This window comes from Proteus appendicitidis (assembly GCF_030271835.1).
GTDB classification, from domain to species: Bacteria; Pseudomonadota; Gammaproteobacteria; order Enterobacterales; family Enterobacteriaceae; genus Proteus; species Proteus appendicitidis.
In genome coordinates this window covers 3,347,032-3,369,378 of the sequence record NZ_CP127389.1, presented here as the reverse complement: position 1 = coordinate 3,369,378, position 22,347 = coordinate 3,347,032, and the positions used below count along the sequence as shown (strand labels likewise).

Sequence of the window (22,347 nt, the reverse complement as noted above, 5' to 3'; positions counted from 1 at the left end):
TTTATGTCTGTTATCGGTGTATTTCAACAATTGTGGGATAAAGCGCAGTGTGGGTTCTCTTCTCAATTGAATGCGTTAGCGCCTTTTTGTGAACAAGAACAACAGTTTTTGGCTTTTAGCCCCTTTGCAACAGAGCATTTTCGCGTTAATCCTCAATGGTTGACTGATATCAGGCAAAATCCACCAACGAGTGTGGAATGGCAGACTTATGAGCCTCAATTGACAGCAAAATTAGCCAATATTGATAATGAAGATGACGTTATGCGAGTTTTACGCCAATTTCGTCATCAACAATTGGTGCGCATTGCATGGCTACAATTTTTTCAATTAGGCGATATTCCTAGTGTGCTAAAGCATTTGAGTGTTTTAGCCGAAACATTAATTTGTGTCGCGAGAGATACGCTTTATCAGCAATGTTGCCAACAATGGGGAACGCCTTGTGATCATGAAGGAAAACCTCAGCCATTACTGATTTTAGGAATGGGAAAACTAGGTGGATTTGAACTTAATTTTTCTTCTGATATCGATTTAATTTTTGCCTATCCTGAAAATGGATTTACGCAAGGTGGACGTCGAGAACTAGATAATGCACAGTTTTTTACTCGCTTAGGTCAAAAGCTGATTAAGGCACTGGATCAACATACCATTGATGGGTTTGTCTATCGTGTTGATATGCGATTACGTCCTTTTGGAGAAAGTGGACCTTTGGTAATGAGCTTTGCAGCACTGGAAGATTATTATCAAGAGCAAGGGCGTGATTGGGAACGCTATGCGATGATCAAAGCGCGTGTTTTAGGTGCAGAAAAGAAAGAGTATTGCCAAGTTTTACGGCAAATGTTGCGTCCTTTTGTGTATCGTCGTTATATTGATTTTAGTGTTATTCAATCACTTAGAAATATGAAATCCATGATAAGTCGCGAAGTTCGTCGTCGTGGCATGATTGATAATATAAAATTAGGCTCTGGTGGTATTCGTGAAATTGAATTTATTACGCAAGTTTTCCAGCTAATTCGCGGTGGTAGAGAGCCTGAACTTCAAAGTAATTCATTATTAACGGTGCTTAACGTTATTGCGAAACTTGAATTACTCACCGCAGAAGAAACGGCACAATTAGCTGAAAGCTATCTTTTTCTGCGCCAATTAGAAAATCTTTTGCAGTCTATTGGTGATCAGCAAACCCAAACGTTGCCAGACACATTAGAAGATAAAGCCAGATTGACTTTGGCAATGGGATTTGATGATTGGGAAACGCTTTATCAAGAAATTAACCACAAGATGCAGGCTGTTTCCGTTATTTTCACGCAATTAATTGGTGAAGAAGATGAAAACGACGATGAAGATGATATCTCTGAATTTAAGCGTCTTTGGTTACTTGGTCGCCTGCCGGAAACGTCGTCATTATTTCATGAAACATTAACCAGTGAAGCGCTTGAAGCAATAAATCAGACGTTGCAGAATTTTCGCCAAGATATTGGCAAGCGAACAATAGGGCCAAGAGGGCGTGATGTTCTTGATGCCTTAATGCCAAAACTATTGGCAAAAATTTGCCAGCAACCTCAAACGTTAGTGACGCTACAACGCGTGACGCCTTTGCTATTAAGCATTGTGAGTCGCACAACGTATTTAGAGTTAATGCAAGAATCGGATGAAGTTTTAACGCATGTGATACGACTCTGTGCGGCATCTCCGATGATCGCTGAACAATTAGCGCTTCACCCTTTATTATTAGATGAATTACTTGATCCCAATTCTCTCTATCAACCACTGCCTTTAGATGCCTATCGTGATGAACTACGCCAATATTTATTACGAGTGCCAGAAGAAGATGAAGAGCAGCGACTAGAAGCTTTACGCCAATTTAAACAAGCTCAATTATTGCGTATTGCCGCTGAAGATATTACAGGTGTATTGCCTGTAATGAAGGTTAGCGACCACTTAACCTATTTAGCTGAAGCTATTATTCATGCGGTTGTTCATCAAGCTTGGTCATATATGGTGAAACGTTATGGCGAACCTGAACATTTAGCTCATCGTGATGGGCTGGGTTTTGCGGTGATTGGATACGGCAAATTGGGGGGATGGGAGTTAGGATATAGCTCTGATTTGGACTTAGTCTTTTTATTAGATTGTCCAATAAATACTGTGACAACAGGGGCAAAACAGATTGATGCTCGCCAGTTTTATCTGCGTTTGGCACAGCGTATTATCCATTTGTTTAGTACCAGAACATCTTCTGGTGTGTTATATGAAGTTGATGCGCGTTTACGCCCTTCGGGGGAATCCGGTATGTTGGTTAGTACTATTCAAGCTTTTGATGAATATCAGAAAAATGAAGCTTGGACTTGGGAACATCAAGCTTTAATTCGCGCTAGAATGATTTATGGCGATGATAAATTACAACAGATGTTTTCACGTATTCGCCATGAAACGTTATGTCTTTCTCGTGATGCTGATGTGTTACAAAATGAAGTACGCGATATGCGTAAAAAAATGGTGCAACATCTTGCACCAACCCAAGCTGATAAGTTTGATTTAAAAACCTCATCTGGCGGTATTACTGATATTGAATTTATCGCGCAATATTTAGTCTTGCGTTTTTCTCACCAATATCCGGCTTTAACGCGTTGGTCTGACAATGTGCGTATTTTTGAACTCATGGCAAAACATCAAGTGATGGATGAGGATGAAGCTCTCGCTTTAACACATGCTTATGTCACATTGCGTAATGAATTGCATCATCTGGCTCTACAAGCATTGCCTGCCATTGTGGATAATCATTGTTTTATCGCAGAGCGAGAGTGTGTATTAAAAAGCAAATTGAAGTGGCTTGGTGAACAAGAGTAATGGTTTGTTGGCATGAAGTCTTATGTGTATCTCTTTTTGCCTAACAAGTTATGGTATTATTTCGGCTTATTTTGAAAATAAATGTGGAGTATGGGATGAAAGTAACGCTGCCGGATTTTAATAAGGCCAATGTGTTGGTTGTCGGTGACGTCATGTTAGACCGCTATTGGTATGGCCCAACAAGTCGAATTTCACCAGAAGCCCCAGTGCCAGTGGTTAAAGTGGATACCACAGAAGAGCGACCAGGCGGTGCCGCAAACGTTGCGATGAATATTGCGTCTCTTGGTGCTAATTCGCGTTTAGTGGGTTTAACAGGTATTGATGAAGCGGCAAAAGCATTGAGCAATACATTAAATCAGGTCAATGTGCGTTGTGATTTTGTCTCTGTTGCGACACACCCAACGATCACTAAATTACGTGTTCTTTCTCGTAATCAGCAATTAATCCGTCTTGATTTTGAAGAAGGGTTTAGCAATGTTGATCCTCAACCTATTTATGAGCGTATTCAGCAAGCATTACCTTCTATTGGCGCGTTGATTTTATCCGATTATGCCAAAGGGGCGCTTTCTCATGTTCAAGAGATGATCCAACTGGCGAAAAAAGCCGGTGTGCCTGTATTAATCGATCCTAAGGGATCAGATTTTGAGCGCTATCGTGGAGCGACGCTATTAACGCCAAATATGTCTGAATTTGAACAAGTGGTTGGTGTTTGTAAAACCGATGATGAGCTGGTGGAAAAAGGGACTCAATTAGTTCGAGATTTAGATCTTGAAGCGTTGCTGATCACTCGATCAGAGCGTGGAATGAGCTTACTTCGTGCTAATGAAGCGCCATTGCATTTACCGACTCAAGCACAAGAAGTTTATGATGTAACAGGCGCTGGTGATACGGTCATTGGCGTATTAGCAACCTCTTTAGCTGCTGGTAAACCTTTAGCTGAAGCCTGTTTCCTTGCTAACGCCGCAGCAGGTGTTGTTGTGGGTAAATTAGGGACATCAACGGTATCTCCTATAGAGCTTGAAAATGCTATTCGTGGTCGTTCTGACAACGGGTTTGGCATGATGGAAGAAGAACAATTAAAACAAGCTGTCGAATTGGCGCGTCAGCGCGGTGAGCGTATTGTGATGACAAATGGCTGTTTTGATATTCTTCATGCAGGGCACGTTAGCTATTTAGCGAATGCACGCAAATTAGGTGATCGCCTTATTGTTGCGGTAAATAGTGATGCGTCTACTAAGCGCTTAAAAGGTGAAAGTCGCCCTGTTAACCCATTAGAACAGCGTATGACTGTGTTAGGCGCATTAGGTGCCGTCGATTGGGTTGTTGCGTTTGAAGAAGATACTCCACAGCGCTTAATTGCCTCTGTATTACCGGATATCTTAGTTAAAGGTGGCGACTATAAGCCAGAAGACATTGCAGGTAGCAAAGAAGTTTGGGCTGCAGGTGGTGAAGTAAAAGTGCTGAATTTTGAAGACGGCATTTCTACAACAAATATTATTAATGCGATTAAAAAGAAATAATGGCATTTATAAAAATGAAAGGCACTCTTCGGAGTGCTTTTTTTTTGCTGTCATCACAACAAATCTAATTATTAATAATGAAGCTTTAATCTTATTTGATATTAATGATTATTGTTCTCGTTTTAAATGATACTCAACAATATAATCTTGGGTATTTCTATACATTATTGAGTAATTAATATAATCACCATGAATACTGTATGATAATGTGCTGAGCCTTAATATGGGAATGTTATTCTCTATTTTTAATAATTGACAAATATTGTTATCTGGCATAATTGGGTGAAAAGTTTCGTAACTTCCCGCTATTTTTATTTGGCAAATATTTTCAATAAAATCAAATTTAGAACCTTCTAAATGAGTTAAGGTTAAATTACTAAAATATTTTACAGGCATATAACTGTCTTCAACAATAAGCGGTTTATTGTCAACATAACGTATTCTTCTTGAATAAAAGATACGTTCATTTGATTTTATGCGCAATTTACTGGAAATAGACAAAGGACAGGGAATAACACTAAACTCTATCACTTCGCTTCTTACGTTGTGAGCCGTATTAGCCATTAATTCGACAAAGCCTTTTAGGCTAGCATTTTCATGATGAACATCTTTTTCTTTAATATAAGTCCCTGAGCCATGTTTTCGTTCTAATAATCCTGCAATAACTAATAAATCTACCGCTTTACGTATTGTCATTCTTGATGCGTTGTATTGTTGCGCTAATGTTTTTTCTGCGGGTAGTGGGTCGCCAATTTGATATCCGGCAGAATTTATTTGAACTCTTAGGCTTTTTGCAATGTCTTTATAGATCATTTTTATACCTCTTTTTATTCTAAAAACTGGCTTAGTCTATTTAATTTATATGAATCTAATATTTTGATATATAGCACAATCATTTATACCTTTAAAATGTGAACGTTATCAAAAAATAAAAACTGATCTACCTTTTAACTAAAAAGTAGATCACTTAGCGTGAAAGATTAGTATGAATTAGATCACGAATAGTTCATTTTGGATGAGGGAATAAAGAGAAAAGAACCTAATCTAATTTCACAGAAGAAATATAAATTAAAGAGCATGTCATTTCAGTAGCAGTAAATAAGAGGATATTTTTATGCTCAGTCAAATACAAAGATTTGGTGGAGCCATGTTTACCCCTGTCCTGCTATTTCCTTTCGCAGGTATTGTTGTAGGCATTGCAATTCTATTACAGAATCCATTATTTATTAGTGAAGATTTATTAAGACCCGATAGTTTATTCGCTCAAATTGTTCATATTATTGAAGAGGGAGGATGGACGGTTTTTCGTAATATGCCTCTTATTTTTGCAATTGGTTTGCCAATAGGTTTAGCTAAAACTGCACAAGCAAGAGCTTGCCTTGCCGTTATGGTGAGTTTTCTCACTTGGAATTATTTTATTAATGCAATGGGAATTGTTTGGGGCAGTTATTTTGGCATAGACTTTACAAATGAAGTCGGTGGAAATAGTGGTCTTACAATGATTGCTGGTATTAAAACATTAGATACCAGTATTATTGGCGCAATTATTATCGCTGGCATTGTAACTGGGATACATAATCGTTATTTCGATAAACAACTTCCTGTATTTCTAGGTATATTTCAGGGAACATCTTATGTTGTATTAATTAGTTTTTTTATGATGTTACCGTTAGCGTGGATAACGTTATTTTTCTGGCCTAAAGTGCAAATTGGTATTCAATCTTTGCAAGTATTTATGGTTGAATCAGGCTCTTTGGGAGTTTGGATATATACCTTTCTTGAGCGTATTTTAATTCCTACTGGTTTACATCACTTTATTTACGGACCTTTTATTTTTGGCCCCGCAGTCACTGAACATGGTATTCAGGTTGATTGGGCTAGAAATATGCAATATTTCAGTCAAAGTACCCAATCTTTAAAAGAGTTATTTCCTGAAGGTGGTTTTGCGCTACATGGTAATAGCAAAGTCTTTGGTTCTATTGGTATAGCGCTTGCTCTTTATTTTACTGCGGCACCTAAAAACAGAGCTAAGATTGCTGGCTTACTTATACCTTCTGCATTGACCGCTGTATTTGTGGGAATAACAGAACCCTTAGAATTCACATTCTTATTTATCTCACCATTATTATTTGCGATCCATGCCGTACTTGCAGCTACCTTAGCGACGACACTTTATCACTTTGGGGTTGTGGGCAATATGGGCGGAGGGATCATCGATAATTTCCTCCCTATGAATTGGATCCCCATGTTTCATAACCATTACGGAATGATTATTACGCAAATAGTTATAGGTCTTATTTTTACAGTAATTTGGTTTGTGGTGTTTAGAACATTAATTATCAAACTTAATTTAAAAACACCGGGTCGTGAAGAAGACGACGAAGAGATCAAACTATATAGCAAAGAAGATTATAAAAATAAGAAATCACAGTCTTTAGATAACTCAAAAATAGCAAAAGAAGACCGCAAACTTGCACTGCCTAAAGGCATTCTTGAAGGCTTGGGAGGAAGTGTAAATATCAAATCTTTAAATAACTGTGCAACCCGTTTACGTATTGAAGTTATCGATAGCGAATTAGTTGAAACAGATGCCTATTTTAAACGGCTCGGTGTACATGGTGTAGTGCGTAAAGGTCATGCATTACAAATCATTATCGGGCTACACGTTTCTCAAGTGAGAGACAAGATTGAACAATTGATGAAAGAAGATACACAAAAAATCACCTTGTCGGAGGCTATATAATGAAGAAGTTCTCAGTCGTAATTGCAGGTGGCGGAAGTACATTTACACCCGGTATTATTTTGATGCTACTGGAAAATTTAAAACGTTTTCCATTAAGAGCCATCAAATTTTATGACAATGATGCCGAGCGGCAAGAAACTATTGCTAAAGCTTGTGAAATAATTCTTACTGAAAAAGCACCTGAAATTGAGTTTTGTTATACCACTGATCCTAAAACAGCTTTTACTGATGTTGATTTTGTGATGGCGCATATCCGTGTCGGTAAATACCCTATGCGTGAAAAAGATGAAAAAATTCCTTTACGTCATGGTGTGTTAGGGCAAGAAACCTGTGGACCTGGTGGTATTGCTTATGGCATGCGTTCTATTGGTGGCGTGTTAGAATTGGTTGAGTATATGGAAAAATATTCACCAAATGCATGGATGTTAAATTATTCTAATCCAGCAGCTATTGTCGCTGAAGCTACCCGTCGTTTAAAACCCAATGCCAAAATCTTAAATATCTGCGATATGCCAATTGGTATTGAATCACGCATGGCACAAATTGCAGGATTAAAATCACGTAAAGAGATGCGTGTCCGTTATTATGGCTTAAATCATTTTGGCTGGTGGACGCAAGTTGAAGATTTACAAGGTAATGATCTATTACCGATTATCAGAAAGCATGTTGCAGAATATGGATATATTCCAAAAGTGGCGGGAGAGCCTGTTGAAGCAAGCTGGAATGATACCTTTGGTAAAGCAAAAGATGTATGGGCATTAGATCCAGATACGATGCCAAATACTTACTTGAAGTATTATCTATTCCCTGATTATGTTGTTGAGCATTCTGATCCTAACCATACGCGAGCGAATGAAGTGATGGAGCACAGAGAAAAGAATGTTTTTAGCGCATGTCGTGCAATTACAGCTGCGGGTAAATCATCTGCTGGTCATCTTGAGATAGATGAACATGCTTCTTATATTGTCGATCTCGCAACGGCTATTGCGTTTAATACGCAAGAAAGAATGTTACTGATCGTTCCTAATAATGGATCAATTATTAATTTTGATCCTGAGGCAATGGTTGAGATCCCTTGTATTGTCGGAAGTCATGGGCCAGAGCCTTTAGTTATGGGTAAAATTCCATTATTCCAAAAAGGGATGATGGGCCAGCAAGTTGCAGTTGAAAAATTAGTGGTAGAAGCGTGGATTGAAAAGTCATATTTGAAACTTTGGCAGGCTATTACAATGTCTAAAACGGTGCCAAGCGCGACTGTCGCAAAAGCAATTCTAGATGATTTAATTGAAGTTAATAAAGACTATTGGCCAGAGTTAAAATAGTGATTAATTAACTTTTTATATCTAAAAAATAACCCTGTGTCTTTGTTAGATACAGGGTTTTTTGCTTTATGACTAAACTGAAATCAGCAATAAATTGAATAGATTAAGCTTTATTGTCAGGTTGAGTTTCTACCACAATTTCAACTTCTTCAACTTCAGTTTGAGGTTTTTCCAGTAGACCTGCTTCTAACTCATTTAAACGTTGCTCTAAACGGGTCAGTTTTTCACGAGTACGTAATAAGACTTGTGTTTGTACATCAAACTCTTCGCGATTGACTAAATCCAATTTGTTTAATTGAGATTGCAGAACAGTGCGGATTTTTTTATCAATATCATCACCAAAATCTTTAATACCCTGAGGCAGAACGTTTTGGATTTGGCGCGCGACTTGTTCAAGTTTTTTCGGGTCCAACATGGGAAGTCCTCACAAATAAAATAGAAAGCTGAGGCTAAGTGTAATATGAGGACAGAGGGAATTAAACCAGATATCAATATTATTGTTACTTTTTTATTATAAATCGTTAAATAACCGTATGTCATAAAACGATTATGTGATGAAACAGAGATTGTCGCCGATTGATGATTGCCTCTTATAATTTTAAAGCGTATAGTTTCACCGTTAATCTCAGGGCGGGGTGAAAGTCCCCACCGGCGGTAAATACCTAAATACTTGGGTAAAGCCCGCGAGCGCTTTGTGTTGCCATTGTAATGCAAAGGTCAGCAGATCCAGTGTGATTCTGGAGCCGACAGTTAAAGTCTGGATGGGAGAGAATAAAATAGCATCAGTAGGATCATTGTATCCATTCCTGTTGTTTCTGCTTGTGTGTTTATTAAGCAGAGATCCACTCCTAAGACTGCCCTGATTCTGGTAACTTTCATTAATTATTGAGGTTTTTTTACCATGAATCAGACGCTACTTTCCGAATTCGGTAATCCATTTGAGCGTGTTGAACTTGCTCTAGAAGCCCTTCGTGCTGGTAAAGGCGTGATGGTGCTCGACGACGAGAACCGTGAAAATGAAGGCGATATGGTTTTCGCAGCAGAAACAATGACCACAGAACAAATGGCGATGTCTATTCGTCATGGCAGTGGCATTGTTTGTTTATGCATTACAGAAGAACGCCGTCAACAACTTGATTTGCCTATGATGGTGGAAAATAACACCAGTCATTTCCATACTGCGTTTACGGTAACAATTGAAGCGGCACAAGGTGTTACAACAGGTGTTTCAGCATCAGATCGTTTAACCACAGTACGTGCAGCGGCGGCTGACAATGCAAAACCAAGTGATTTAAATCGTCCAGGTCACGTATTCCCATTACGAGGTCAACCTGGTGGTGTGTTAACGCGTGGCGGACATACTGAAGCGTCGATTGATTTAGCAACGTTAGCCGGTTTTAAACCCGTTGCAGTGTTATGCGAATTAACAAATGACGATGGCACAATGGCAAGAGCGCCAGAAGTGATCACTTTTGCTAAAAAGCACAATATGCCAGTGTTAACAATTGAAGATTTAGTGGCTTATCGTCTTCGTGAGGAGAAAAAAGCTGGCTGAAATTAACATGTTATAAACGACACTGAAAACACACACACACTTATATCAAGCCACTTAAGGAGACTTAGGTGGCTTTTTTCATATTTTTTGAATAACTATTTCATACTTCTTTGACTATATTTCAAGTAAGAAGGCAGTATGCTTATGTGATAAGAACACTCGCCATAAGAGGTGGTTTATGGAAACAAAAATGATGCCAGCGCTGTTTATTGGGCATGGTAGTCCAATGAATGTATTAGAAGATAATACATATACTCGCCTCTGGTCAAAATTAGGGGAAAACCTTCCTCAACCTAAAGCAATTTTAGTGATTTCTGCCCATTGGTATACTGATGGAACTTATGTGACGGCAATGTCGCAACCAAAGACAATTCATGATTTTTATGGATTTCCACCAGAATTGTATGCAATAGAATACCCAGCGCGAGGCTCGATAGGTTTAGCCGCACTGATTGAAGATCTTATTGATCCGATTAAATTAAAACTCGATATGGATCAATGGGGATTAGATCATGGAAGTTGGGGGATACTTGAAAAAATGTATCCCAAGGCAAATATTCCTGTTGTTCAATTAAGCATTGATGCGCGTCAATCAGCACAATGGCACTACCAATTAGGTCAAAAATTAGTTGAGTTGCGTAAAGAAGGCGTCTTAATTATTGGTAGCGGTAATATTGTTCATAACTTAAGAATGATGGATTGGCAAAACAGTGATGCAACGCCTTATCCTTGGGCGCTTTCGTTTAGTGAAGCAATAGAAAATAGTTTGCAAAGTGACAAAGAGCCAACTGACCTCTTTACGATTTTATCAACGGAAGAAGGGCGATTGTCTCATCCAACAGCAGAGCATTTTTTACCTGCGTTATACCTATTAGGTTTAAAACAAGAAGGTGAAAAAGTAACATTACTGAATAATGATATTGTTAATAAATCGCTCAGTATGATGACATTTCAAATTGGATAAGATTGTTCAATAAACCCAATTTATAAAATCTAAAGGTCAAATTCATTTTTATAGAATTTGACCTTTTTTATATTAAATATAATGTATCGACTCATTATATTTCCCTTATTGTTGATCTTTCCAATTTTCTATATAGATATAATAAATACTTTTAACCTTTTGTTTATATTCATTTTATTTTTATTTGAATAAATCTCTGATAAGCTTCATTACTATTCAATGAATACTTTTTATATTTCATTAAATAAATCGATTATGTTTTTTTGAATATCTTCTAGTTTGATGTTGATAATCATCTGCTCTACACTTATGCACATAAATGATGCGCATAAATGGAGCTTATAATGAAAACATTAGCAATGAGTAAAAAAGATAAACGAGGAGTTAATGTGTATCTAACTGCAAAATTGGTGGATGAAGCGCGAGCGCTTGGAATTAATTTATCAGCAACACTCGATCAAATGTTATTTGATACAATTCGTGAAAAAAAGCGAGAACAGTGGAAAGCAGAAAACAAAAATGGCATCCAAGCTCTTAATGAATTTGAACAAGAAATGGGGTTGTTTACTGATGACGATGAATATGGGGTTATTTAATGTCTCAATATACGGTATATCGTAACAAATCCCTTAAATCGAAAGAACAATACCCTTATTTTATTGATATTCAAAATGAGCTACTAAGTGATCTTGATTCTCGGGTTATTATACCGATTACTCAGTTATCAGATAAGAATTCTCAAGTAGAAATATTGACACCCGTTATTGAAATAGATAATCAGAAATATGTTGTTATGACGAAATCTATAACCGTTGTAGCAAAGAATAAGCTAAGAACAGTTGATATCGTGTGTGTTAAACCTGAGATCCATACCGCGATTGTATCTGCTATGGATATGATTATTTCTGGAATATAACCATATATTGAAATTATAAAATGAGAAGGTTTTTGCAATAAAAAACACCTTACTGCTTATAAACAATAAGGTGCTCAATATAATTTTAAGATTTCTATTAATCTAAAATAATATGTGGATAGAAGCGTGAGAGATCTTGAGTAATAAGCTCTCTATCTTCTCTAATACAAATACCCGCGGATTGATCGTTAACCAACCAGCTACCAATTAATGTATAGCTATCACCGAATTTTGGTAGGGGATGGAAATCTTGAACAATAAAACCTTCTTCACCGTAAGGACCATCTGCAACAGCAATATCTTTGCCATTTTCAACAATACGAATATTTGCACCTTCGCGTGAAAACAGTGGCTTGATAACATAACGTGATAATGAATCAGGCGCTTTGCCATCATAAAAATAGGCTGGTAGCAGATTTGGATGATTAGGGAACATCTCCCAAAGCATTGGCAGTAATGCTTTATTCGAGATAATACTCTTCCAAGATGGCTCCAACCAACGAATGCCTGCATCAGCTAACTTAGTTGAGAAGTCTTCGCGGAACATAAATTCCCAAGGGTAAAGCTTAAACATATTGCTGATTATCTGATCTTGCAGATCAGTTAACTCACCACGTTCACCTAAACCCAGATCTTCAATAAAGACAAAGTCAGTTGTTACTTCTGCTTCTTCAGCACAATCTTGTAAATATTGAACCGTACCACGATCTTCTTCCGTGTCTTGGCAACAAGACATATGCAGATAACGCATGCCGTATTGATCACGCAGCTCTGCGAATCGATCAATTAACTTCTCTTGAATACTATTAAATTGATCAGCATTTTGCGGTAAACGACCTGCATTGACTTGATCTTCAAGCCAGATCCATTGGAAAAAAGCAGATTCATACAATGAAGTGGGGGTATCTGCATTATTTTCTAACAATTTTGCTGGGCTTTTGCCGTCATAGGCTAAATCAAGACGTGAATAGAGAGAAGGTTGAGACGATTTCCATGAATCACGGACAAAATCCCAGCAGTGACGTGGGATTTGAAAGCGAGTCAGTAACTCTTCACTATTAGCCACTTTATCAGCGACTTGCAAGCACATCTGATGTAACTCTTCCGTCGTTTCTTCTAACGTTTCAACCTCTTCCATTGAGAATTGATAATAAGCATCTTCAGACCAATAAGGCTCGCCATACATTGTATGAAAGTTAAAGCCGAATTCGGTTGCTTTTTCACGCCAATCCGGGCGTTCAATGATATTTTCACGTTTCATGGTTTTAATTAACCACCTGAACGATAAGAAGATGAACCGGTAGAGCTACGGTTATTATTTGTTGCACTGGTACGTTGAGCCGCAGCTTGTCTTGAAACCGTATTACCAAAGCCGCCACGAGTTACTGTCGAGGTTGTTGATGGTTTTGGTGTCATAGCTGTTTTGGGTACGTTCATTTGACGACCACCCACTGCAGGACCATAGTTACGGCCTGTTGCGTCCACAAATTTACCATTTGCAGGGCTTGTTGGATTACGTGAACTAAACAGAGGTTGTGCTGGCGCACCGCCACCCATTAAGCGACCCATCATATAACCCGCCATTAATGGCATAAAGAAGCTACCGCCAGAGTTAGCTTGGGCCATTTGTGAGCTGTCTGGGCTTAAATTATTGGCATTTTCAGTACTAACAGGCTGTCCATCAATAGATGCTGTTTGTGTACATTGTGCATCACCGAATTCAGCAACGCAGTCTTCTAACGTTGCATATTTTGGTGCTGTACGCTGTGCTTCTTGCAATGCTGTGCGATAAGAGTCCTCACACTGCGCAGCTTGTGAAGGATTTGCTTGAGCACATTCTTGTGCATTCATATACAGTGAAACTGTTTCATCGCTCTCTTCACATCCTGAAAGCGCGAATACAGCAGTGATGGCGATTGCAACAGGCGCCAGGCGATAAGGACGAAATGCTTTACGGAAAGCATCACGATTAATCGATTTGGTACGTTTCATTGGCATATTGTAAGATCCATAAAAGGTAAAACGTTCAAAATAAAAGCTAGGATAGGTTAAATAATCTAGAAAATAAATAAGAAACGCCTAATCATCAGGGATAACCAGAAATTTGTGATCTTTATAAGGTTAAGGGTAATGAAATTAGGTAAATCCTCTCTTTTTAGCCCAATTGTAATTAAGGTCTTTGTTAATACAAGAAGATAGATATTGCTGAGATCTTAATTTAAGCCATAACACAATATCTTATGTGGAGAGGAAGCATAAAAAAAACCGCTTATCAGTTTATCGCTGAAAGCGGTTTTGTGTAAGTAACTAAATTCTTAATTCACGATCAAGGTGCAACGTTAAGTGCAGGGCTTGTTAATGGACGAATAATGTTATCTGGTGAAGTCGAAACTTCTGCACCCAGTGCATTATTTAACTGAATTAAGTCATTTTCATTTAATGTGCCACGGGCATATTCAATATTTAATTGGTTAATTAAATAGTCATAACGCGCGTTGGATAATTTCTGTTTTGCATCATAAAGCGTTGTTGTGGCATTTAACACATCAACAATAGTACGAGTTCCCACTTGATAACCCGCTTCAGTTGCATCTAATGAACTTTGCGCAGAAACAACAACTTGTTGATACGCTTTAATGCTACTGATTGATGCAGAAATATTGTTATAAGAAGAACGTGCGATTTGGACAATAGAACGATAAACCGATTCTAATTGTTCGCTAGCACTTGTAAAACCATATTGTGCTTGTTCAACTTGTGAGCTTGTTTTGCCGCCAGTATACAGAGGGATACTAACAGATAGACCAATACTATTTTGACCACTGTAACTATTGCGACTATTACCCGCTGTTGCTGGTGGTAATGCGCTACCGTGACTATGGCTATTGGATACACCGGTTGATGCATTTAAATCTACGGTTGGTAAGTGACCTGATTGTGCTAAACGAATATTTTCGCGCGCTAAATCTTGACCTAAACGTGCGCTTAATAAACTTAAGTTACGCTCTTCAGCATCTTTTAGCAGTTTCTCAATAGAGTCTGGTGAGGTTGTTGAAAAACGGCTGATGTTTAGTGATGCCAGATTAATGTAATAGATACCACTTACTTGGCGTAGTTTTTCTAATGCATTATCTAATTGATTTCGGCCAGCTACTTCTTGTGCTAATACGCTATCGTAATTTGCACGGGCATTTTGTACGTCAGTAATAGCCACTAAACCAACGTTAAAACGTTGAGTTGTTTGATCTAACTGACGGTAAACTTGTTCTTTTTGCGCTTCAATAAATGATAATGAATCGATAGCACGCAAAACATCAAAGTAAGCAGTCGCGGTGTCTAAAATTAGCTTTTGCTGACTTGTTTGATAAGTCACATCGCTCATGCCTGCTGTTTTTTCTTGAATGTTTAATTGACGCCATAACGCCATATTAAACACACTTTGAGTTAGCGTTAAACTTGCGCCAATAGAATTGGATTCGGTGTTGTTATTATCGCGGTAGCCGCTTTTATAATCTGCGGATGCGCCTAATCCTAATTGTGGTAATAACGAGCCACGAGCTTCATTAATTTTTTCAAAAGCTTGATTTCGTTCAGCTAATGACTTGCGTAACTCAGGGTTACTGTCCTTTGCTTTTTGATAAACTTGAAGCAGATCCTCAGCCTGACTTGCAGTGCTGAATCCTGCCAAACTCATCGTGACCAAAAGAGAGAGCAGTTTTTTCATTTTAATTCCTTGTTGCAACAGTTTCGCTGAGTTGCCTCTGTTAATCTTGATTGGGGATAATTCTAGCAGATTGTTTCCCTAAGTAGGGGTAGCCATTTGTGCCATATCCTTTTATTTTAGATTAACTTTACATGAATTGTTGGCAAATTTCTTTAAATCTGTATTAAACGTAAGCAATAAAAAGACTCTTAAATGTAACTTAAGGAACATTGTATGAAGAAAAGGGAAAATACACCATTTTTATATGGTCGTGAAGATGTGAAATTGCTCAATCAAAGAGATTTATACAAAGGCTTTTTTCGCATGACTGAATATCGCTTTAAACATCGCCTTTTTGAAGGTGGATGGAGTGAAGAGGTTAAACGTGAGGTTTTTGAACGAGGTAATGCAGGTGTTTTGCTTGCTTACGATCCCAAACGTGATGAAGTGGTATTAATTGAGCAAATTCGTATTCCTGCGTATGAAACTAGCGAGACACCTTGGCTACTTGAAGTGATTGCAGGCATGGTCGAACAAGGAGAAAGCCCAGAAGATGTTGTTAGACGTGAAGCGCAAGAAGAAGCGGGGGTTATTGTTGGTCGATGTGAACCTATTGTGAGTTATCTTTCAAGCCCGGGCGGTACGAGCGAAAGAATGCATGTTTACGTCGGTGAAGTTGATGCAACAACCGCAAAAGGTATTCATGGATTAGCGTGTGAGAATGAAGATATTCGTGTTCATGTTGTCAGCAGAGAACAAGCTTATCTTTGGGTTGAAGAAGGAGTTATTGACAATGCAGCATCTGTTATTGCGCTTCAATGGTTACAACTTCATCATATTGCATTAAGAAAACGTTGGTCGATAATTTAATACATAAATCAATCTTTAAAGGGTGTTTTTAGTAATATTATCAAGTAGAGTAACTATCTCTAAGTATACGATATCAAATGAAATAAATTGTAAAATGAAGTGAAAAAAACGTGATTGAAAGCGAGAATATTTCTCACTAATCTTTTGAAATGTGTATTGGTTGGCAGATCTTTACTACGAAAATACGTTAACATAACGGCTAATGAGAGTGAAACAAGGAAACCTTTTGGAAAGCCAGCTTGAATTATCGGTGAAACACAAAAACACCGTAAGAATATTACAAATCACAGACACCCACCTCTTTGCTAATGTGGAAGACACTCTGCTGGGTATCAATACCTATCGTAGCTACCATGCGGTATTAAATGCGATTAGAGAGCAGGGTCTTGATGTTGACTTGATTGTTGCGACAGGTGATTTAGTTCAAGATCAAACCTTTAAAGCTTATCAGCATTTTGCTGATGGCATTGCGACGCTAACACCGCCTTGTGTTTGGTTGCCGGGTAATCATGACTATCAACCTGCAATGATTGATGCTTTAAATCAGGCAGGAATTTTGTCAGCTAAACAAGTGTTGATTGGTGATAATTGGCAAATGTTGTTATTAGATAGCCAAATTCAAGGTGTTCCTCATGGTGAGTTATCAGATTGCCAGTTAGATTGGCTAACACGCTGTCTCGAAAGCCAAAAGCACAGAGATACAATTATCTTGTTGCATCATCATCCTATGCCTTCAGGGTGTACATGGTTAGATCAACACAGTTTAAGAAATTCTCAAGAATTGGCAGAACGTTTAAGAGATCACCCTCAAGTAAAAATGATGCTTTGTGGTCATATTCATCAAGAAATGGATGAAATGTGGAATGGTATTCGTTTGTTGGCGACGCCTTCTACGTGCATTCAGTTTCGCCCTCATTGTACGAATTTTACATTAGATACGGTTTCTCCGGGCTGGCGTTATTTGGAAATGTCACTTTCATCTGATGATAAGGGCAAAATTGAAACACAAGTTTACCGTTTAGCGGGGACTGAATTTTGTCCTGACCTTGATGCGGATGGCTATTAAGTTATGCCTCGTATTCTTTACTTGCATGGCTTTAATAGCTCACCTAAATCAGCAAAGGCACAGGCTTTTCGCCAATGGCTTGAAGCAACACATCCTGAAATTGAATTGTTAGTACCTCAATTGCCACCTTATCCTCAAGAAGCTGCTCAGCTAATTGAAGCTTTAGTTAAAGAGAGTGCCGATGACAAGCTTGGATTAATTGGCTCATCATTAGGTGGCTATTTATCTATTTGGCTATCTCAACGTTTTAATTTACCCGCTGTTGTTGTTAATCCTGCGATACGTCCTTTCGATCTTTTGCAAGATTTCTTGGGTGAGAATGAGAATCCTTATACACATCAAAAATATCAGCTAGAACCTCATCATATGGATGAGTTACTTGCTTTACGCATTCCCACAATCACCTCACCAGAACTTATTTGGTTGCTTCAACAAACTGGAGATGAAATACTTGATTATCGTCAAGCTGTCTCATATCTTGGCGCGTGTAGGCAAACCATAGAATCGGATGGAAACCATGCTTTTGTGGGTTTTGAACGTTTTTTTCCGAAAATTATTCAATTTTTAAAGATAATTTAGCCTTTCGGTCAATTAACCTGTAAAACGTAGGTTGATGTATCTAGCCGAAAATTAATATCATATTGCCGCCAACACCTGTTATTATAAACAGTATTTTTCTAACAGCGAACCGCAGATTAAAACAATGACTCAATCAAGTTATAACGCAAAGGATATTGAGGTTCTTAATGGTCTAGAGCCTGTACGTCGTCGTCCGGGGATGTATACAGATACAACAAGACCGAACCATTTGGCACAGGAAGTGATAGATAATAGCGTGGACGAGGCGCTTGCGGGACACGCATCAAAGGTCGATGTCATTTTATATGCAGACCAATCTATCGAAGTTATCGATAATGGGCGAGGAATGCCTGTCGATATTCACCCTGAACTTAACGTTTCTGCTATCGAGTTAATCCTTGCTCATCTCCATGCCGGAGGAAAATTCTCTAATAAAAACTATCAATTTTCTGGCGGGTTGCATGGTGTGGGGATCTCGGTTGTTAACGCCCTCTCAAAGCGTATTGAAGTAACTGTTCGTCGTGATGGTAAAATTTACCAAATTGCCTTTGAAAATGGCGATAAAGTTGAAGAGTTACATGAGATTGGCACCTGTGCAAAACGAGACACAGGTACGAGTGTGCATTTTTGGCCCGATGGCTCTTATTTTGATGTTCCTCGTTTTTCGTCTAAAAGCTTATCTCACGTATTAAAAGCCAAAGCAGTGCTGTGTCCGGGCGTGAATGTTTCTTTTGTAGATAAAGTAAACAACACCCAAGAAAATTGGTGCTACGCTGATGGTTTAACCGATTATTTAAGTGAAGCCGTTGCTGAATTTGTTCGCCTTCCTGAAGAGCCTTTTACAGGCAAATTTGAAGGTGATAATGAAGCCGTTGAATGGTCTATGTTATGGCTACCTGAAGGTGGCGATCTACTCACTGAAAGCTATGTTAACTTAATTCCGACGGTTCAAGGTGGTACACACGTAAATGGTTTACGCCAAGGTGTGTTAGATGCAATGCGTGAATTTTGTGAATTCCGTAACTTACTACCAAGAGGTCTTAAATTAACTGCTGATGATACATGGGAGCGTTGTGCCTATGTATTATCAGTAAAAATGCAAGATCCTCAATTCGCAGGGCAAACCAAAGAGCGACTCTCCTCAAGACAAACCAGTGCGTTTGTGGCAAATGCGGTAAAAAATGCATTTAGCTTATGGCTAAATCAGAATGTTCAAGTTGGTGAATTACTGGCTGAAATGGCGATTAGCAGCGCTCAGCGTCGTATGCGCGCAGCTAAAAAAGTGGTGAGAAAAAAACTTACTTCAGGGCCAGCATTGCCGGGTAAATTAGCTGATTGTACTTCTCAAGATTTACGTTACACCGAACTGTTTTTGGTTGAAGGGGACTCTGCAGGAGGCTCTGCTAAACAAGCTCGAGATCGTGAATATCAAGCGATTATGCCTCTGCGCGGTAAGATCTTAAATACATGGGAAGTCTCTTCAGATGAGGTACTTGCATCACAAGAGGTTCATGATATTTCGGTAGCCATTGGTATGGATCCTGATAGTGATGATTTAAGCCAACTGCGTTACGGTAAAGTGTGTATTCTTGCGGATGCGGACTCGGATGGTTTACATATCGCAACCTTATTGTGTGCTTTATTTGTGCGCCATTTTCCTGCTCTTGTCAAGGAAGGGCACGTTTATATGGCAATGCCACCACTTTACCGTATCGACTTAGGTAAAGAAGTTCATTATGCCCTTGATGAATCAGAAAAAAATGCCATTTTGCAACGTTTAAGCCGTAAAAAAGGAAAGCCTAACGTACAGCGCTTTAAAGGCTTGGGTGAAATGAACCCACTTCAACTGCGTGAAACCACGCTTGATCCGAATACGCGTCGTTTAGTGCAATTGGTGATTGATGATGAAAATTATCAAGAAACCCTAGGCATGATGGATATGTTGTTAGCGAAGAAACGCTCTGAAGATCGCCGAAATTGGTTACAAGAGAAAGGCGATGAAGTTGACATCGAAGTGTAATGGATACCACAAGAGTCTGAGGAAAAAATTGAATGAGTGAATTGACTCATGATGGTGTAGAGCGCCAACCGCTCCACTTATTTACAGAAAATGCCTATCTCAACTACTCCATGTACGTCATTATGGATCGTGCATTACCCTTTATTGGAGATGGGCTAAAACCCGTGCAACGTCGCATTGTTTATGCGATGTCAGAGCTTGGTTTAAGTAATAGCGCTAAATTTAAAAAATCAGCCCGTACTGTTGGTGACGTGCTAGGTAAATATCATCCACATGGTGATAGTGCATGTTATGAAGCAATGGTACTGATGGCTCAGCCGTTCTCTTACCGTTATCCGTTAATTGATGGACAAGGTAACTGGGGGGCGCCGGATGATCCAAAATCTTTCGCCGCGATGCGTTATACCGAATCACGCCTTTCTAAATATTCCCAAACATTATTGAGTGAATTAGGACATGGTACGGTAGATTGGATCCCTAACTTTGACGGCACGATGCAAGAGCCGAAAATGTTGCCTGCACGCTTACCTAATATCGTGCTTAATGGCACAACCGGTATTGCGGTTGGAATGGCAACAGATATTCCACCACACAATGCGCGTGAAATAGGACAAGCTTTAGTGATGCTTTTAGATAATCCTGATGCAGGATTATCTGACGTGATGCAATATGTTCAAGGCCCTGATTATCCGACTGAAGCTGAAATTATTACCGCGCAAGACGATATCAAAAAGATTTATAAAACAGGACGTGGCTCTGTCAGAATGAGGGCAGTGTGGCAGAAAGAAGAAGGATGTGCGGTGATCACTGCATTGCCTCATCAAGTTTCTGGCGCCAAAGTACTTGAGCAAATTGCAGCATTGATGCGAGCCAAAAAACTGCCTTTAGTTGAAGATTTACGTGATGAATCTGATCATGAAAATCCTACTAGACTTGTTATTGTTCCTCGTAGTAATCGCGTCGATTTAGAACAAGTAATGTACTACTTGTTTGTGAATACTGATTTGGAGAAAAGTTATCGCGTTAACCTAAATATGATTGGGTTAGATAATCGTCCAGCAGTAAAAGGATTACTGACTATTTTAAACGAATGGTTAGTTTATCGTCGCCAAACAGTGACCAACCGCTTAAATCATCGTTTAGAGAAAGTTTTACGTCGCTTAGAAATCCTCAAAGGTTTATTAATTGCTTATCTCAATATTGATGAAGTGATTGAAATTATTCGTCATGAAGATGAGCCAAAAGCAGAATTAATGCGTCGCTTTGAGTTATCCGATATTCAAGCTGAAGCTATTTTAGAGTTACGTTTACGTCATTTAGCCAAACTTGAAGAGATGAAACTAAAAGGCGAAAGTGAAGAGCTTGAAAAAGAACGCGATAGCATTGAGAAATTGTTAAGTTCACCACGTCGTTTAAATACTTTACTGAAAAAAGAGATTGAAGCTGACGCGAAAGAATTTGGTGATGATCGACGCTCGCCGATTCGTCCTCAAGAAGAGGCGAAAGTGGTGAATGAGCAAGATATGTTGCCATCAGAGCCTGTCACCATTGTGCTGTCTGAAATGGGCTGGGTACGTAATGCAAAAGGGCATGATATTGATCCTAGTGGCATGAGTTATCGCGCAGGAGATAGCTATCACAGTGCAGTAAGAGGCATGAGTAATCAGCCTGTTCTGTTCCTTGATTCCACAGGTCGAAGCTATACCTTAAGCCCCAATGATATGCCTTCAGGACGTAGCCAAGGCGAACCATTAACCGGTAAGTTAACTTTCCCACCTGAAGCCAGCGTAAAATACATGTTAGCGGGAAGTGCTGGACAAGAATATTTACTGGCAACAAAAGAAGGTTATGGCTCGGTTCTCTCTTATGATGAGATGGAAACGAAGAATAAGACAGGTAAAGGGCTACTTACTGTTTCTGAAGAGACTGAATTATTAGCACCGTTCTTAGTTGATCCTCAAAAGAAAAATGAGCAACACTGGTTTATTATCATCACTGACAAAACACGTATTTTAGCCATTTCAGCAGAACAACTGAATGAAATGAATAAAAAAGGGCGTGGTACACGTCTTGTTGCTTTAGGAAAAGAGCAAGGTGATGTGATTGAACAAATGCTGTTTGCACCTAAAGATGAAGCATTAATCTTTACTGTTGATGGTCAGCAAGAAGTGCTTAAAGCTGAAGAGATCAACTATTTTAGCGGTAATGCCGGTGATGAACCTATTCCATTAAAACATCTACATCC

The 22,347-nt window shown here is 38.8% G+C and carries 17 protein-coding genes, 1 pseudogene and 1 riboswitch; of the genes and pseudogenes, 13 read left to right on the top strand and 5 right to left on the bottom strand.

The genetic code is table 11. The features are described from left to right. Positions 1-3 precede the first annotated feature (3 nt). A complete protein-coding gene (gene glnE, locus QQS39_RS15485; RefSeq protein ID WP_285804868.1) occupies positions 4-2,844 on the top strand; it encodes a bifunctional [glutamate--ammonia ligase]-adenylyl-L-tyrosine phosphorylase/[glutamate--ammonia-ligase] adenylyltransferase in 2,841 nt (946 codons plus the stop codon). A gap of 95 nt (positions 2,845-2,939) precedes the next feature. Beyond that, entirely contained in the window at positions 2,940-4,364 is a 1,425-nt protein-coding gene (gene hldE / locus QQS39_RS15480; RefSeq protein WP_151436028.1) for a bifunctional D-glycero-beta-D-manno-heptose-7-phosphate kinase/D-glycero-beta-D-manno-heptose 1-phosphate adenylyltransferase HldE, read from the top strand. A 108-nt stretch (positions 4,365-4,472) separates the two neighbouring features. Here the strand turns inward: hldE and QQS39_RS15475 are convergent, their stop codons facing one another. Continuing rightward, positions 4,473-5,177, bottom strand: coding sequence for a GntR family transcriptional regulator (locus tag QQS39_RS15475; RefSeq protein ID WP_151436027.1), 705 nt, complete (start codon positions 5,175-5,177; stop codon positions 4,473-4,475). Positions 5,178-5,478: 301 nt separating this feature from the next. Between QQS39_RS15475 and QQS39_RS15470 the strand changes: the two genes are divergently transcribed. Continuing rightward, entirely contained in the window at positions 5,479-7,107 is a 1,629-nt protein-coding gene (locus QQS39_RS15470) for an alpha-glucoside-specific PTS transporter subunit IIBC (protein WP_285804867.1), read from the top strand. After that, positions 7,107-8,429, top strand: a complete 1,323-nt coding sequence (locus QQS39_RS15465; protein ID WP_151436025.1) for a 6-phospho-alpha-glucosidase — start codon at positions 7,107-7,109, stop codon at positions 8,427-8,429. Before QQS39_RS15470 ends, QQS39_RS15465 begins: the two co-directional genes overlap by 1 nt. 103 nt (positions 8,430-8,532) lie before the next feature. Here QQS39_RS15465 and ubiK read toward each other — a convergent pair whose 3' ends face one another. Continuing rightward, on the bottom strand, positions 8,533-8,844 hold the full coding sequence (gene ubiK / locus QQS39_RS15460; protein ID WP_151436024.1) for a ubiquinone biosynthesis accessory factor UbiK: 312 nt from the start codon (positions 8,842-8,844) through the stop codon (positions 8,533-8,535). Positions 8,845-9,046: 202 nt separating this feature from the next. Beyond that, positions 9,047-9,206, top strand: a riboswitch (FMN riboswitch). A 124-nt stretch (positions 9,207-9,330) separates the two neighbouring features. Here ubiK and ribB point away from each other — a divergent pair. The 4 genes from ribB to QQS39_RS15440 all read left to right on the top strand — a co-directional run bounded on the left by ribB (position 9,331) and on the right by QQS39_RS15440 (position 11,864). Further along, positions 9,331-9,984 carry a 3,4-dihydroxy-2-butanone-4-phosphate synthase gene (gene ribB, locus QQS39_RS15455; protein ID WP_072070063.1) on the top strand — a complete coding sequence of 218 codons (654 nt, stop codon included), beginning with the start codon at positions 9,331-9,333 and terminating at the stop codon, positions 9,982-9,984. Positions 9,985-10,162: 178 nt separating this feature from the next. Beyond that, positions 10,163-10,948 (top strand): 4,5-DOPA-extradiol-dioxygenase, encoded by a 786-nt coding sequence (gene ygiD, locus QQS39_RS15450; protein WP_285804866.1) that lies wholly within the window; start codon positions 10,163-10,165, stop codon positions 10,946-10,948. Positions 10,949-11,292: 344 nt separating this feature from the next. Continuing rightward, the gene (locus QQS39_RS15445) at positions 11,293-11,544 is read left to right on the top strand and encodes a type II toxin-antitoxin system CcdA family antitoxin (protein ID WP_285804865.1); all 252 of its coding nucleotides are present in this window, start codon (positions 11,293-11,295) and stop codon (positions 11,542-11,544) included. After that, positions 11,544-11,864, top strand: coding sequence for a CcdB family protein (locus QQS39_RS15440; protein WP_285804864.1), 321 nt, complete (start codon positions 11,544-11,546; stop codon positions 11,862-11,864). The genes QQS39_RS15445 and QQS39_RS15440 overlap by 1 nt, the downstream gene beginning before the upstream one ends. A 97-nt stretch (positions 11,865-11,961) precedes the next feature. Here QQS39_RS15440 and QQS39_RS15435 read toward each other — a convergent pair whose 3' ends face one another. The 3 genes from QQS39_RS15435 to tolC form a co-directional block, all read right to left on the bottom strand. Beyond that, positions 11,962-13,125 carry a glutathionylspermidine synthase family protein gene (locus tag QQS39_RS15435; RefSeq protein ID WP_109373065.1) on the bottom strand — a complete coding sequence of 388 codons (1,164 nt, stop codon included), beginning with the start codon at positions 13,123-13,125 and terminating at the stop codon, positions 11,962-11,964. Between the two features lie 8 nt (positions 13,126-13,133). Next, a complete protein-coding gene (locus QQS39_RS15430) occupies positions 13,134-13,862 on the bottom strand; it encodes a DUF1190 family protein (RefSeq protein WP_072070058.1) in 729 nt (242 codons plus the stop codon). Between the two features lie 328 nt (positions 13,863-14,190). Beyond that, positions 14,191-15,588, bottom strand: a complete 1,398-nt coding sequence (gene tolC, locus QQS39_RS15425; RefSeq protein ID WP_196570712.1) for an outer membrane channel protein TolC — start codon at positions 15,586-15,588, stop codon at positions 14,191-14,193. A 213-nt stretch (positions 15,589-15,801) separates the two neighbouring features. On the opposite strand from tolC, the gene nudF reads away from it, so the two are divergent. The 5 genes and pseudogenes from nudF to parC form a co-directional block, all read left to right on the top strand. Next, the gene (gene nudF / locus QQS39_RS15420) at positions 15,802-16,437 is read left to right on the top strand and encodes an ADP-ribose diphosphatase (RefSeq protein WP_196734764.1); all 636 of its coding nucleotides are present in this window, start codon (positions 15,802-15,804) and stop codon (positions 16,435-16,437) included. 226 nt (positions 16,438-16,663) lie between these two features. Next, complete coding sequence (gene cpdA / locus QQS39_RS15415) at positions 16,664-17,503, top strand: 3',5'-cyclic-AMP phosphodiesterase (protein ID WP_151436776.1); 840 nt, start codon at positions 16,664-16,666, stop codon at positions 17,501-17,503. 3 nt (positions 17,504-17,506) lie between these two features. Continuing rightward, positions 17,507-18,082 (top strand): esterase YqiA, encoded by a 576-nt coding sequence (gene yqiA / locus QQS39_RS15410; protein ID WP_151436017.1) that lies wholly within the window; start codon positions 17,507-17,509, stop codon positions 18,080-18,082. A gap of 124 nt (positions 18,083-18,206) precedes the next feature. Next, positions 18,207-20,102 (top strand): DNA topoisomerase IV subunit B, encoded by a 1,896-nt coding sequence (parE, locus tag QQS39_RS15405; RefSeq protein ID WP_109373070.1) that lies wholly within the window; start codon positions 18,207-18,209, stop codon positions 20,100-20,102. A gap of 32 nt (positions 20,103-20,134) precedes the next feature. Next, positions 20,135-22,315 (top strand): annotated as a pseudogene (parC, locus tag QQS39_RS15400) (DNA topoisomerase IV subunit A); the annotation flags it as partial. Positions 22,316-22,347: the final 32 nt, after the last annotated feature.

What these genes read in the sequence shown, in the direction of transcription:
- ygiD (WP_285804866.1), top strand. Translation starts at nt 10,163, where the DNA reads ATGGAAACAAAAATGATGCCAGCGCTGTTTATTGGGCATGGTAGTCCA.
- tolC (WP_196570712.1), bottom strand. Translation starts at nt 15,588, where the DNA reads ATGAAAAAACTGCTCTCTCTTTTGGTCACGATGAGTTTGGCAGGATTC.
- QQS39_RS15440 (WP_285804864.1), top strand. Translation starts at nt 11,544, where the DNA reads ATGTCTCAATATACGGTATATCGTAACAAATCCCTTAAATCGAAAGAA.
- QQS39_RS15475 (WP_151436027.1), bottom strand. Translation starts at nt 5,177, where the DNA reads ATGATCTATAAAGACATTGCAAAAAGCCTAAGAGTTCAAATAAATTCT.
- hldE (WP_151436028.1), top strand. Translation starts at nt 2,940, where the DNA reads ATGAAAGTAACGCTGCCGGATTTTAATAAGGCCAATGTGTTGGTTGTC.
- ribB (WP_072070063.1), top strand. Translation starts at nt 9,331, where the DNA reads ATGAATCAGACGCTACTTTCCGAATTCGGTAATCCATTTGAGCGTGTT.
- QQS39_RS15445 (WP_285804865.1), top strand. Translation starts at nt 11,293, where the DNA reads ATGAAAACATTAGCAATGAGTAAAAAAGATAAACGAGGAGTTAATGTG.
- QQS39_RS15465 (WP_151436025.1), top strand. Translation starts at nt 7,107, where the DNA reads ATGAAGAAGTTCTCAGTCGTAATTGCAGGTGGCGGAAGTACATTTACA.
- parE (WP_109373070.1), top strand. Translation starts at nt 18,207, where the DNA reads ATGACTCAATCAAGTTATAACGCAAAGGATATTGAGGTTCTTAATGGT.
- yqiA (WP_151436017.1), top strand. Translation starts at nt 17,507, where the DNA reads ATGCCTCGTATTCTTTACTTGCATGGCTTTAATAGCTCACCTAAATCA.
- QQS39_RS15470 (WP_285804867.1), top strand. Translation starts at nt 5,479, where the DNA reads ATGCTCAGTCAAATACAAAGATTTGGTGGAGCCATGTTTACCCCTGTC.
- nudF (WP_196734764.1), top strand. Translation starts at nt 15,802, where the DNA reads ATGAAGAAAAGGGAAAATACACCATTTTTATATGGTCGTGAAGATGTG.
- QQS39_RS15430 (WP_072070058.1), bottom strand. Translation starts at nt 13,862, where the DNA reads ATGCCAATGAAACGTACCAAATCGATTAATCGTGATGCTTTCCGTAAA.
- QQS39_RS15435 (WP_109373065.1), bottom strand. Translation starts at nt 13,125, where the DNA reads ATGAAACGTGAAAATATCATTGAACGCCCGGATTGGCGTGAAAAAGCA.
- glnE (WP_285804868.1), top strand. Translation starts at nt 4, where the DNA reads ATGTCTGTTATCGGTGTATTTCAACAATTGTGGGATAAAGCGCAGTGT.
- ubiK (WP_151436024.1), bottom strand. Translation starts at nt 8,844, where the DNA reads ATGTTGGACCCGAAAAAACTTGAACAAGTCGCGCGCCAAATCCAAAAC.